This is a genomic window from uncultured Eudoraea sp., from assembly GCF_947490415.1.
GTDB lineage: Bacteria > Bacteroidota > Bacteroidia > Flavobacteriales > Flavobacteriaceae > Eudoraea.
Map to the genome: position 1 here is coordinate 239019 of NZ_CANLGX010000004.1, position 14341 is coordinate 253359.

Genomic DNA, 14341 nt, shown 5'->3' on the forward strand with positions numbered 1-14341 from the left:
AACCTTGTTGTATGTAATTCGAAAAGTCCTGAATACCGAGTATGAAACAGGAAAATAAAATATTTGGAATAATCGGATTCTTAGCAGTTCTTATGGGATTTTTAAGTAAAGTTATTTACCGGGATTTCATAAATCTGAATGAGATAAATGATTATGGAATAGCTGGATTTTTACCGAGTTATTTTTATGTCCTAGGGTTTTCATTATTACTATTGATCAGGCCAACGAAACATTCAAAAAAAATTGTACTGATTGTAACAATAGCCTCAATTTTATTTGAACTAAAACAGTGGAGTACATCCGGAAAACTTGATCTTAAAGACATATTAGCGTCAATATTTGCGTGTATAACAGCTATTTTAATAGTAATGATTATTGAAAAATACATCAAAAAGGAAAAAAAAAGCACCTAAAAATGGCTGTTATTTGGCGAGTCCTATTGGTTACCTATATTAAATTTACCTACATTTAAAATAAAAACAAGGATATAGTTTTAGGTAAAATTTTGTCTGCCGGAAAATGGAGAAAACCAAAGCGCACTGTTCACCAGGTATTCCCACCACACGGTACTCATAACCCAACCGTAAGGTATAATTACAGAAGCATGAAGAAGTACCTAAATCATGAAATACGAATTAACAAAATGGAAAAATTAAGAAAACCCTTCTATATAATTTTACCGATTCTTCTTTTAATAACTTTCAACAGCTTCAGTCAAAGCATAGAGCAAAAAGATTCATTAAATAATAAATTAATGAATGCTGCAAGAGAAATAATGGCTTCCGCAGGTACTTGTGCGCTAATCACCCTTGATCAGCAAGGCCGTTCCAGGGTCCGAGTAATGGATCCTTTTCTTCCTGAAAGTGATTTTACAGTTTGGTTTGGCACTAATCCAAAAAGCAGAAAAGTAGATCAAATTAAAAAGGATCCCAGGGTAACCCTATATTATTTTGATAAGAGTGCTTCAGGATATGTCATGATTCATGGAATAGCGCAAATAGTAAATGACCCTATAGAAAAAGAAAAGCGATGGAAAGCTGAATGGGAGGCTTTCTATCCGAATAAACCTGATGGCTACCTTTTAATTAAAGTTTCCCCCGAATGGATGGAAGTCATTAGTTCTGCCCATAGCATTGTTGGTGATCCTTTAACCTGGGAACCTCCTGTTGTATTATTTGAATCTAAAAAATAGGGTTAATTTTTGAGCGTAACAATGCATATCAACCTGTATAGCTCATACCGCTACCCTTACCTAAAAATTATTACTTTAGAATAAACGAAATTTTCGCATAACCTGTTGTTACACATGTGCGGCACAAGGCATACACCAAGACATTAGCTAACATTGGAATATTATGAAGATTACTTATTTGACTTTTTTCTATTGTATTTTTCCGCTTTTTACTTTAGTGTGTGCAGCAAATAATGAAAACAGGGACTATCTTAACTATCATCGGCAAGTTATTGAAGCCGAAAGTCTTATAGCTGAAGAAAAATATGGAGAAGCATTAAGCAGCTACGAGAACGTAATTAACAGTTATGAATTTGTTTTTTTAAGGGATTATCAGGTAGCTGCTCAACTTGCTTTTTATTTAAATGAGAGACAAAAAGCTTTACGATTATTAGAAGAAGGAATTACTGCCGGGTGGGAATTAAAAGAATTAAAAAACAATAAGTTTCTGGCTTCTCTTCAAGACGAATCTGTTTGGACTGCCCTGGAGAATAATTATGATTCGCTTCGCTCTTTTTATCTGAACCGTATAGATCCAAAGCTCAGAGAAAAGGTACATAAGATGTTTAAAAAAGATCAAAAAAAGGCCTTAGGGGCTTTGTTTCGAATTGGCGATAAAGCACAGGAAAGATATGCCACAAAGAAATTTGCCCCGCATAGTGAAATTCAGATGACTAAGCTCATTAATATACTGGAAAATGTAGGTTATCCGGGAGAAAAATTAATTGGAAATGACTATTGGATGTCAACTATTTTAAGTCACCACAATTCAATATCTCAGGCCTATTCAAAAAAGGACACCCTTTACATGCATGTCAGGCCAAAGTTAATTCAGGCAATTGAGACAGGACAGATGTCTCCTTTCGAGTTTGCAATGATTGATGACTGGCAAAAGGCAGTAATATCTAATCGAACAGAAGCCGGATATGGATTTTTAAACCCTCCTCTTCAAGCAACTTTATCGGTAACGGATGACTTAAGACAAAAGATTGGGTTAAGAACAATAGAACTAAGTAACAAATTAGTTGACATCGAAGAAAAGACAGGTATGAATTTTTACTTGCCGGATTGGATTCAGGGCAGAATAATTATTGAACAAAAATAAACGGTGGCCAACAATATATATTGGCCATAGCCTTTCCAAAATAATTCTGCAGGCTAGCTACGGCTTATATTCACAATTTTATCCGCAAGCTGAAAAAGACAACCAAAGAAGTACACAAAGCACAACAAATATTTTCTATATATTCGCTCAGATCAATTCTTAAAATGGCAACTACTAAAAAATTAAGCTTTCTCGATAGTTACCTCACACTTTGGATTTTTATTGCCATGTTATTAGGTGTTGGGATTGGTTATTTTATACCAACATTTCCTGATATCATTAATTCATTTAGTAGTGGTACAACCAATATACCTATCGCAATAGGATTGATTTTAATGATGTACCCACCATTGGCGAAAGTGAATTATGCGTTGTTACCAAAAGTTTTTCGCAACACAAAAATTCTGTCAATATCCCTTATTCTCAATTGGATTATTGGCCCGGTCCTAATGTTTTTTTTGGCGATTACATTTTTACGGGATTATCCGGAATATATGGTCGGTTTAATTTTAATCGGTTTGGCCCGTTGCATTGCCATGGTGCTTGTTTGGAATGACCTTGCAGAAGGAAGTAGCGAATATGGTGCAGGATTGGTGGCATTAAACAGTATTTTTCAAGTATTTGCGTACAGTTTTTATGCATGGATTTTCATTACGATTCTTCCACCCTTTTTCGGCTTTGAAGGGGCTATTGTCGATATTTCAATTGCAACAATTGCCGAAAGTGTTGCAATATATTTGGGAATTCCCTTTGTGATGGGAATTTTGAGTCGGCTGATTTTGGTAAAACTCAAAGGCGAAGAATGGTACACACAAAAATTCATTCCCGTAATTTCGCCCTTGACTTTAATAGCACTGCTATTTACAATCGTAATAATGTTCTCGCTTAAGGGCGAATTGATCGTCGAAATACCAATGGACGTTTTAATTATCGCAGTGCCATTACTAGTGTATTTTGGCATAATGTTTATAGTTGGTTTCTTTTTAACAAGGGCAATCGGAGCCGAATATGACAAAACAGCTTCTGTAGCGTTTACCGCTGCAGGAAACAACTTTGAATTAGCCATTGCAGTTGCTATAGCAGTTTTCGGATTGAATTCAGGGCAAGCATTTGCCGGAGTCATTGGTCCATTGGTAGAAGTGCCAGCTTTAATCCTATTGGTTAGAGTCTCATTCTGGCTACGGAAAAAGTATTATAGTAAAGCCAGTGGCTAACAACGTATCCTATGAAAAAGAGCGATTTAGGACTTAGACTAAATTTATTTATAAATTTAGGGCCAGTCGCAGCGTTATTTCCCCCCCGACGTAGGCCGGCAGGAATAACAAGATCATGTGCAGGACCTTTGGTAATATTATAAAATATCTTCAATCATCTAATAACTACGTGGAAAATTCAAATCAACTTGCAAATCGTTTCAAAGAAGTCCTTTTAAAAGGTAAATGGATTGCCAATACAAATTTTAAGGATCAATTATCAAATGTGACCTGGCAGCAAGCAACCAGCAGGATTGGATCGTTAAATACTATTGCTGCACTAACCTACCATATCAATTATTACATAGCAGGGGTTCTCAATGTTTTCGAAGGTGGGCCGCTTGAAATTCGCGATAAATATAGTTTTGATCTCCCTGAAATTAAATCAAAAGTTGATTGGGATAGCCTGTTGAATAGTATGTGGGACAACGCAGAAAAATTTGCAAATCATATCGAATTAATGTCAGACGAAAAATTAGAATCAATTTTCGTAGAAGAGAAATACGGAAATTATAGAAGAAATATTGAAGGAATAATTGAACATAGTTATTATCATTTAGGGCAAATTTCTTTGATCAAAAAAATGATAAAGGAATCGGAAAAATTATAAAAGCAGCAAAAAAGAAACACTCAATTAATAAATCAACTATAGTGATTAACAAAAGGAAAATCCTAAGTGTAGTAATTGCAATTCTATCTCTTTTCGGGATGTCAAATTGTGTCTCCGATAAAGAAAAGGGAATTGCAGAACGTATTCAACAATTAACTAAGGACAATGATCTAATAGTTCAAATAGCCGAACTTGAAATAGACTCAACACAATTGAAGACTTATATAGAATTCCTCCAGGAAGGTATACGGACATCTGTAAAAGAAGAACCTGGTGTTCTGACTTTATATGCAATGGCCGATAGGGACAAACCAAATAGAATTACAGTTGTGGAAATATATGAAAGTCAGGAGGCATATAACTCGCATATAGCTTCTCCCCACTTTTTGAAGTACAAGAACGGAACAATGAATATGGTTGACTCACTCAAGCTGACCCGTACAAAGCCAATTGTCTTTGCAGCTAAAGGAGAATAATGTCCTGTCTATACAAGTAAATAGGAAAGTCGGAATGACAAAAAAAGGAACAACTAATCATCCGAAATTGAAAAAAAATGCTGATTAAAGAAATGATTCTGGTACCAAATTAAAGATGAGAATTACCAGCACTAAAAAAGAAACTGAACATTAAACTGATTTTACCCCTCAGGAATACTGAAATAAGTAATCTTGTTGATTTTTAGGAATTATTAATTAGAAATTTTATTTATGCACATTAAAAAAAATTACACCGCCTTTGAAATGGCATGGTGGACCCGCTTCGAAACATTTTTATTTTTAGCTATAATAATTTCCTGGGTTGCCGCTTATTATTTTTTGGATTTAGCATGGTTAAAAATTCCATGGACTCCTTTAGCTTTAATTGGCACAGCAGTGGCTTTTGTTATTGGTTTTCAAAATAATGCCGCCTACGGCAGAATCTGGGAAGCCAGGAAAATTTGGGGAGGAATCGTAAATACTTCGAGAACATTTGGGGTATTTGTTCAAGATATGGTTAACAACGAATACGCTCAAACACCAATAGAGGATTCTGAGCTCCAAAAAGAAATTAAAAATTTGACATACAGACAGATAGCATGGATGACCGCTTTGCGCCATGCCATGCGCGCATCCAAACCCTGGGAGACATCTGTACTCCATAGAACAAATAAAGAATGGGATACGCGTCCACCCGAACATGATTCTACTTTAGAAAAGGACCTAAAACCCTATATTTCAGAAAGTGATTATGAATATGTTATGAGCAAGAGTAATAAACAAACAGCGCTATTGTACTTGCAATCTCATCATCTAAAAAAACTTAAAGAAAAAGGGGTGATTTGGGAGTTTTCCTTTTTAGAATTGGAAGGGGTAATTCAAGAGTTTTTTACACTGCAAGGCAAAAGTGAACGAATAAAGAACTTTCCTTATCCAAGACAATTTGCAACGCTAAATCATTTTTTTATGTGGCTTTTTGTCTTGCTCCTACCCCTCGCCCTGGTACCCCAATTTGCTGAAATTGGCAGTGAGTTTATTACTAAAAGTCCACTTATTGGAAAACTATTTGTATGGTTTTCAGTTCCTTTTTATGTCATAGTCGCCTGGATTTTTCATACTATGGAAAGAATAGGCAGAACAGGAGAAAATCCTTTTGAAGGCACCGCCAATGACGTTCCTATTTCCACGATTGCAAGAGGAATTGAAATTGACCTCAGAGAAAATTTAGGAGAATCGGCTGAGGAAATCCCGGAACAATTCACCATAAAATATCACACTCAATTCTAAGGTATTAATCCATACAGCACATAAAAAAGGTGGCCATTTTCCATGACCACCTTTTAATCTATACCTAATTATTCTAGACCTTATGGCCTGTCAGACGTCGCTGAAATCATGCCAGGTCAAAACGATCAAGGTTCATCACCTTATTCCATGCAGCTACAAAATCCTTTACAAACTTCTTTTGAGCGTCCTCACATCCATAAACCTCGGCGAGGGCACGGAGTTCTGAGTTCGAACCAAAGATAAGATCTACACGAGTGCCCGTCCACTTGACTTCACCTGTTGAACGATCACGACCTTCAAAAACGTCATCGGAATCCCCAATAGCCTTCCATGTTGCACCCATATCTAGCAGGTTTACAAAGAAATCGTTGCTAAGCGTCTCAGTACGATTGGTAAAGACACCATGACCAGACTGATCAAAATTTGTATTCAGCACGCGCATACCTCCAACAAGAACTGTCATCTCCGGCGCGGTCAGGGTCATCAACTGTGCTTTGTCTACTAAAAGTTCTTCGGCACTAACCGAAAATTTGCCCTTTGTGTAATTACGGAAACCATCCGCTACCGGCTCAAGGACTTCAAACGATTCAGCATCGGTTTGAGCCTCTGTTGCATCGTTACGACCTGGAGTAAATGGCACTGTTACGTCATGGCCAGCATTTTTAGCGGCCTTTTCAACAGCGGCACATCCACCTAAAACAATCAGGTCTGCGATGGATACTTTTTTGTTGCCGGACTGGGCATCGTTGAACTCTTTTTGAATACGTCCAAGGGTATCCAAAACTTTCTCCAATTGCTTCGGATTGTTCACGTTCCAATCTTTCTGTGGCGCAAGCCGAATGCGCGCACCGTTAGCACCACCACGTTTGTCCGAACCACGGAAGGTAGATGCGGATGCCCAGGCCGTGGATACCAATTCAGAAACAGATAATCCTGAGGCTAGAATATTCGCCTTTAAGTTGGCAACATCTTTATCGCTAATCAATTCGTAATCCGCTGCAGATATTGGATCTTGCCAAATTAATTCTTCCTTAGGCACTTCTGGTCCCAAATAACGCTGAACAGGTCCCATATCACGGTGCGTCAGTTTAAACCAGGCACGTGAATAGGCATCGGCAAATTCATCAGGATTTTCATAAAAATGCCTGGAGATTTTCTCGTAAGCGGGATCCATGCGCAGGGAAAGGTCTGTTGTCAGCATAAACGGAGCATGCTTCTTTTCAGGATCATGCGCATCGGGTACCGTACCTGCACCGGCATTGCCTTTCGGTTTCCATTGATGCGCACCGGCAGGGCTTTTAGTCAACTCCCATTCGTAACCAAATAAATTTTCAAAATACTTGTTGCTCCATTTTATGGGCGTATCGGTCCAGGCACCTTCTAAACCACTGGTAATGGTATCAGAGCCTTTTCCTGTACCAAAGTTGTTCTTCCATCCAAGACCTTGCATTTCGATCCCAGCACCTGCTGGTTCCGCCTCCACATACTCTGCATCACTTGCCGCACCATGGGTTTTACCAAAGGTGTGCCCGCCTGCAATAAGAGCAACAGTCTCATAATCGTTCATCGCCATACGACCGAAAGTTTCACGAATGTCATGAGCAGCCGCTACCGGGTCAGGATTACCATTAGGGCCTTCCGGATTTACGTAGATCAATCCCATATGCGCTGCACCTAAAGGGTTTTCCAATTCCCCTTCTTCATTATACCTTTTCTTGTTTCCCAGCCATTCTGCTTCGGAACCCCAGTAAATATCTTCTTCCGGTTGCCAAATGTCTTCGCGACCTCCACCAAAACCGAACATTTTTAATCCCATAGATTCGTGAGCACAGTTTCCTGCCAGGATCAACAAATCTGCCCATGACAATTTCTTGCCATATTTCTGTTTAACGGGCCAAAGAAGTAGTCTTGCCTTATCTAAGTTGGCGTTATCCGGCCAGCTGTTCAGAGGGGCAAAACGCTGGGCTCCGGTACTACCACCCCCACGTCCATCAGCGATACGGTATGTACCTGCAGCATGCCATGCCATACGAATAAAGAATGGTCCATAATGACCGTAGTCTGCAGGCCACCAATCCTGGCTATCAGTCATTAGGGCATAAAGATCTTTTTTAACCGCTTCCAAATCAAGCGATTTAAACTCTTCGGCATAATTAAAATCATCATCCATAGGGTCAGATAAGGAGGAGTGCTGACGGAGGATGTTCAGATTCAACTGATTGGGCCACCAGTCACGGTTTGTTGTTCCGCCACCTGCAGCTTGATGCAGTTCGCCATTCAAAAACGGGCATTTGCTTTCTGCATTTTCATTGTTGCTTGAAGCATTAGTCGATGTAGTTTGACTTTTGATATTATCCATAATATGATCGAATTTTTATTTTCTTTCTTGTATTAGTAAAAGTACCAAAATGTTTACTCATTTAAATTGGTTTCTAATAGAAAATAACTATGATCCATTCTGAACTCCTATAAGTAATTTATTTTGCGAAAGTTGGTGCATTTAAAAAGACATCAGGGCATCCTATTATTGACCGATCAGCATGCTTCCAGTAAATTCCATAACTCTTGAATGAGTTCGATATTTGATCGATTTTTCAATCCTGTTACGGAAAGGCAGGAAGGTTCCCATATTTATATGGAATACTATGGAAATACCAAACCAATTTTAATAAATGATACCAGACAATATTTACTGCTGGCATTCATATTTATTTAGTATTTTAATCACCCTAATTAATTCCGCTAATGAAATACCTGAAGTTTACACTTTCCCTTCTTCTTGCAGCCGCTGTTTTTTATGGTCTGAACAACAAGTTTGGTTCCATCCCTCCCATCGGAAAATTTTTAAATCCCTATACGGGTGTCTGGCAAAATGAAACTGATGAAACCATTACGGGAACTGTTCCCATTGATGGACTCAAGGACAAGGTTACTGTGCATTACGATGCACAGTTAATTCCACACCTCTTTGCTCAGAATGAAAATGATTTATACAGGGCCCAGGGTTATATTACGGCCAAGCATCGTCTTTGGCAAATGGAATTTCAGACGTATGCGGCCGCTGGTCGGTTATCTGAAATTATTGGCGAAGCAGCGTTAAACTACGACCGTCAGCAGCGCAGACGCGGCATGGGATTTGGAGCAGAGCAAGCCATAGCAAAGATCAAAGAAGACCCTAAAACCAATGCCTTAGTTGAAGCTTATGCCGAGGGTGTGAATAGCTACATCAACCAAATACAGCCTAAAGACTTTCCTGTAGAGTATAAACTGCTCGACTATCAGCCAGAACCCTGGACGATAAAAAAAACAGCCTTGTTATTGATGTACATGACCAAGGATTTGGCCGGAGGAGATTCTGATTTAGAATATACCAATGCATTGCGGATGTTTGGGAAAGAACGCTTTGATTTATTGTATCCGGATTTTTTTGATGTCATAGACCCTATTATTCCCAAGGAAACCGATTGGAGTTATATTGATGTGCCTATTACGGAAACACCGGAAAGTGAATTGCCACTAGACTCTATTCCAAAAACCTTAGACAAGCCAAATCCTGATAATGGCAGTAATAACTGGGCCATTTCTGGTGAAAAATCCTATTCCGGAAATCCTATTTTGGCAAACGACCCGCATTTGGGGCTAAACCTACCTTCTATTTGGTTTGTGATGCAATTAAGTATTCCAACCCATAATGCTTTTGGCGCCACACTGCCCGGAGCCCTGGGCATAATTTCAGGATTTAACTCTAACATTTCATGGGGAGAAACCAACGCTACCAGAGATGTATTGGATTGGTACAAAATTGAATTTAAAGATGAAACACGCAGACAATACAAATATGGTGATGATTGGAAAGCTGTGAGTTTTAGAATTGAAGAAATTAAAATAAAAGGTAAAGCCGCTTATATTGATTCTGTATGTTATACCCATCATGGGCCTGTGGCTTACGATAAAAACTTTATGGGTGATAATAAACTTGCCGGCTATGCCATGAAATGGTCGGGCCATATAGGGGGCAACAATCAAAAGACATTTTTAGAGCTCAACAAAGGAAGGAATTATGATGATTATGTTAATGCCCTTAAACATTATACAGCACCGGCACAAAACTTTGTCTTTGCTTCAACAGAGGGTGATATCGCTATTTGGGTTCAGGGAAAACTGCCCAATAAATGGAAAGGACAAGGGAAATTTTTAATGGATGGCAGCAATCCGAAGCACGACTGGCAAAGTTTTATCCCACAGGCCTTTAATGCCCATACCAAAAATCCGGAACGCGGCTTTGTCAGCTCAGCAAATCAGCACCCTGTAGATGAATCCTATCCGTTCTATGTATTTAATGATGGTTACGAAACCTACAGAAACCGCGTAATCAATAACTTTTTTAATTCTAAAGAGACTTTCAATATTCAGGATTTTAAGGATTTACACAATAATAATTATAACCTAAAGGCGGCAGAACTCCTGCCCTATATTTTTGAAACTATGGATACCTCTACGCTCACTGCAGAAGAGTTAAGCATATTCAACGAAATAAAAACATGGGACTTCAACAACGATATAGACGAGCTGGGTCCAAGTATTTATAGTATTTGGTGGAGCAAACTCTATGATCTGTTTTGGGATGAATATGATGTTGATAATGTTGCCCTGGATAAACCATTCACCTACCAAACCATTCACTTGCTAAAAACCAAAGGCGACGATAAATTTATGGATATTGTAGAAACACCTGAAACCGAAACCGCCAAAGATCTGTTTTTAATCAGTTTCAAAAAAGCAGCAAAATCCTTAATGGATTGGAAAGCTGAAAATGGAGATTATAACTGGAATGCCTATAAGAGCACCTATGTTGGTCATTTGCTGCAGGCCTTACCTGCATTTTCAAGGTTTAACCTGCCAATTGGGGGTGGTGGCAACATTGTGAACGCAACCAAAAAAAATCATGGTCCCTCCTGGCGAATGATTGTGGAGATGAGCTCGCCACCAACTGCTTTAGGAATTTATCCCGGAGGTCAATCGGGTAATCCAGGCAGTAAATATTACGATAATTTTATAGACGATTGGGCAGCAGGCAACTACCACAATTTAAACTTTTTGCAATCCGACATTAAAACGGACGCTGTAATAGACACACAAACTTTAATATCCAACTAAATGAAAACAAAAATCCTAAATTTTGTGGCCACAATTGTTTTAGCCATCGTCTTTTCATTTTTTCTGCCCTGGTGGTCGGTAATGTTGGCTGCATTTATAGCCGCAGTATTGTTTTCCTTAAAACGCGCAGCTGTTTTCTTTACCCCATTTTTGGCCGTCTTAATATTTTGGGCAGCCTATTCATTTTTACTGGCTAACGATAACGACTTTGTGCTGGCTAAAAAAATAGCAGTATTATTACCTTTGGGTGGTAGCCCATCCCTTCTGATATTAGTTACAGGTATTGTTGGAGGTTTGGCTGCTGGTATAGCCGGTGTTTTTGGAAAACAATGCCTGGTGTTAGTGAAAAAATAACGCTCTAAAAATAGCAGTCACTAATTACCAATCCACCTCTGACTTGAATACATATTCCCTGGCAAATACAAATTCTGATAAATGAGAAATTTGGAATAAATTTCAGTCCTTAGGTTACTGTAAATGAATCGAAATAACAGCTGAGGGCATTAGCTTATAAAAATTTGAAATCAAAAGGTCACATAAGTCAAACAGAAATACATGGACTCACCGATGCTGAAGTTTTTCAGCAGAGGGCATTAAACGGTTCAAACCAATTAAAGAAGGAGAAAAATCTACTTCTTCAAAATCTTCTTTCAGTAATAAAAGAACCCATGTTTATTTTGTTGCTGATAGCCTGTGCCGTGTATTTTTCAATCTCGGAATTTTCCGAAGCCTATACGATGCTTTTTGCGCTTTTTTTTGTTGCAGGAATTGATGTTTTCCAAAATTTCCGGACCCAAAAAGCTTTAAAAGCCATAAGTCGATTAACTGAGACCAAAACCAAAGTTATCCGCAATGCGGAAACCATTAAAATTGATACAGTAGATTTGGTCACAAAAGATGTCATTATATGCGAGGAAGGTACGATCGTACCTGCTGATGCAGAAATCCTTACATCCAATGATTTTTCAATAGACGAATCAATCCTTACCGGAGAATCCATTTCGGTAGAAAAATTTTCAACGGATACTATATTTCAGGGTACACTGATAGTCAGGGGATACTGCTATGCTAAAGTTTCAGCGGTAGGGAAACAAACAACACTTGGCGGAATAGGAGAACTGGTTTCATCTACGGCAAAAGAAAAAACGCCTTTGCAATCAAAAGTTTCGAATTTCGTGCGGAGCATGGTGATCATAGGTAGTATTGCTTTTCTGTTCGTATGGGGATATAACTGGTGGGAAAGCGGAAATGCACTGCATGGATTAATACATGGCCTGACCATGGCCATGTCTGTCCTCCCGGAAGAAATACCGGTGGCACTTTCCACTTTTATGGCTTTTGGCGCATATAGATTATTAAAAAATGGAATAATTACCCGAAGCCCTAAAACCGTAGAGACTTTAGGTTCTGCAACTGTTATCTGTCTTGATAAAACAGGAACACTCACTCAGAATCTGATGAATGTCACCCACACTTTTAGCCTTAAAACAAACAGGGAAATTACCTTCGATAAATCTCCAAAACCCTCTGAAGTATTGGAATATGCGATGTGGGCCAGTGAAGAAAATCCATTTGACCCTATGGAAAAATCAATTCACAACTATTATGCTGAATTGTTTAAGGTGGATGAACGAAAGAATTATAAGATGGTCAAAGAGTTTCCTTTATCCGGAAAGCCACCGGTTATGACACATGTTTTTCAAAATGAAAATAAAAAATTCATCATAGGTTGTAAAGGAGCTTTGGAAGGCGTACTTAAATTGTGTTCTCTGAGCCCGGAGCAAAAAGACGTAATTCATAAACAGGGTTTGATTTACGCAAAAAACGGACTTCGGGTATTAGGTATAGCAAAGGGACATTGGGATAGTAGTGATTATCCCGAATTACAAAAAGATATTGAATTTGAATTTTTAGGATTAATAACATTTTGGGACCCCCCTACTCCACATATTAAGAATGTAATTAACGGTTTTTATGCAGCAGGTCTGGATGTAAAAATGATCACGGGAGATTACAAAGAAACAGCAGTGGCAATAGCCAAACAAAGCGGTATTAAATTGGATAAGGTCTTAACCGGTTCAGAATTAGCTGAATTAAGTGATGAAGCACTAAAAGAAACGCTGTCATCTGTCAATGTTTTTGCCAGAATTGATCCCGAAACAAAGTTGAGAATAATAAATGTCCTCAAACAAACCGGACAAATTGTTTCCATGACTGGCGATGGAGTGAATGATGCACCAGCGTTAAAATCCGCGCATATTGGCATTGCAATGGGCAGTAAGGGAACTGATGTTGCAAAAGGTGCAGCCGGACTTATTCTGTCTAATAACGACTTGTCAAAAATGATCGATGCCATCTTCCTTGGCAGGAGAATTAATGAAAACCTAACCAAAGCGATCCGTTATATTATTTCAATACATATCCCCATTATACTGCTTGTAATGTTACCTATCTTTTTTAAATGGCTGCCTCCACAACTGTTTTCACCAATACATGTCATATTTCTTGAACTTATAATGGGACCCACCTGCTCTATTGTCTATGAAAATGAGAACATCCCTAGAGAAAAATTAAAATACCCTGTTGATTCTCGGAACAAGAATTTACTTCATTTGTCACAACTCTGGATTACAATAGTACAGGGTTTAATGATAACGGTTGGATGTTTAATTATTGGGTATTATGGAAGCTATTTTGAGATGGGTGAATTTAAAATTCGATCATTGATTTTCAGCACTCTTATTTTCTCAAACATACTTCTTACGCTTATTAACCGTTCATTCAGCCAAACAATTTTTCAGACCCTAAAACAGAAAAACACTTATGTCCCTGTTATAATATTTATTTCAATTATTTTGCTGTTGTTGATCCTGAATGTTCCCTACATAACCAATTTTTTCAGCGGTTCTCCTTTACAATTACAAGAGTATTTATTTTCGTTTGTAATTGCTTTAATATTTACAATTTGGATTGAACCCATAAAATATTTGAAAGGCCGCAAAGATTCATTGAAATCAGAACAAAAAACTACAGGCTAATGCCCGAATAAGAACCCAATAACAAGGGCTAAGCTCCATAGACAGACAATTTAACCACACAGTTGGCATTCACAGGATCCTAAAAATTAGTAGAGAAACCAAATGATTTAAATCATTTGACTGATTTCGATAGCAATGTACATTTACGCACATTTATAATCAATTCACTCTAAATACATAATAT

General features: G+C 38.2%; 11 protein-coding genes. 10 read left to right on the forward strand and 1 reads right to left on the reverse strand.

The features are described from left to right. Positions 1-41: 41 nt before the first annotated feature. The 7 genes from Q0874_RS12260 to Q0874_RS12290 all read left to right on the forward strand — a co-directional run bounded on the left by Q0874_RS12260 (position 42) and on the right by Q0874_RS12290 (position 5962). Positions 42-413: a hypothetical protein gene (locus Q0874_RS12260; protein ID WP_299163594.1), complete on the forward strand. Its 372-nt coding sequence runs from the start codon at positions 42-44 to the stop codon at positions 411-413. A gap of 191 nt (positions 414-604) precedes the next feature. After that, positions 605-1192, forward strand: a complete 588-nt coding sequence (locus Q0874_RS12265) for a pyridoxamine 5'-phosphate oxidase family protein (protein WP_299163596.1) — start codon at positions 605-607, stop codon at positions 1190-1192. A 163-nt stretch (positions 1193-1355) separates the two neighbouring features. Further along, positions 1356-2336 (forward strand): hypothetical protein, encoded by a 981-nt coding sequence (locus Q0874_RS12270; protein ID WP_299163597.1) that lies wholly within the window; start codon positions 1356-1358, stop codon positions 2334-2336. 164 nt (positions 2337-2500) lie between these two features. Beyond that, positions 2501-3550, forward strand: a complete 1050-nt coding sequence (arsB, locus tag Q0874_RS12275; protein ID WP_299163598.1) for an ACR3 family arsenite efflux transporter — start codon at positions 2501-2503, stop codon at positions 3548-3550. Between the two features lie 169 nt (positions 3551-3719). After that, positions 3720-4199 carry a DUF1572 domain-containing protein gene (locus Q0874_RS12280; RefSeq protein ID WP_299163599.1) on the forward strand — a complete coding sequence of 160 codons (480 nt, stop codon included), beginning with the start codon at positions 3720-3722 and terminating at the stop codon, positions 4197-4199. 41 nt (positions 4200-4240) lie between these two features. Beyond that, positions 4241-4675, forward strand: a complete 435-nt coding sequence (locus tag Q0874_RS12285) for a putative quinol monooxygenase (RefSeq protein ID WP_299163600.1) — start codon at positions 4241-4243, stop codon at positions 4673-4675. A 231-nt stretch (positions 4676-4906) separates the two neighbouring features. Continuing rightward, complete coding sequence (locus Q0874_RS12290) at positions 4907-5962, forward strand: bestrophin family protein (RefSeq protein WP_299163601.1); 1056 nt, start codon at positions 4907-4909, stop codon at positions 5960-5962. A 106-nt stretch (positions 5963-6068) separates the two neighbouring features. Here the strand turns inward: Q0874_RS12290 and katG are convergent, their stop codons facing one another. Next, a complete protein-coding gene (gene katG, locus Q0874_RS12295) occupies positions 6069-8321 on the reverse strand; it encodes a catalase/peroxidase HPI (protein ID WP_299163602.1) in 2253 nt (750 codons plus the stop codon). Positions 8322-8707: 386 nt separating this feature from the next. Between katG and Q0874_RS12300 the strand changes: the two genes are divergently transcribed. The 3 genes from Q0874_RS12300 (at position 8708) to Q0874_RS12310 (ending at position 14157) form a co-directional block, all read left to right on the forward strand. Next, the gene (locus Q0874_RS12300) at positions 8708-11119 is read left to right on the forward strand and encodes a penicillin acylase family protein (RefSeq protein WP_299163603.1); all 2412 of its coding nucleotides are present in this window, start codon (positions 8708-8710) and stop codon (positions 11117-11119) included. Then, a complete protein-coding gene (locus Q0874_RS12305; RefSeq protein ID WP_299163605.1) occupies positions 11120-11473 on the forward strand; it encodes a hypothetical protein in 354 nt (117 codons plus the stop codon). A gap of 164 nt (positions 11474-11637) precedes the next feature. Further along, complete coding sequence (locus tag Q0874_RS12310; RefSeq protein WP_299163607.1) at positions 11638-14157, forward strand: cation-translocating P-type ATPase; 2520 nt, start codon at positions 11638-11640, stop codon at positions 14155-14157. The last annotated feature ends 184 nt before the right edge of the window (positions 14158-14341 follow it).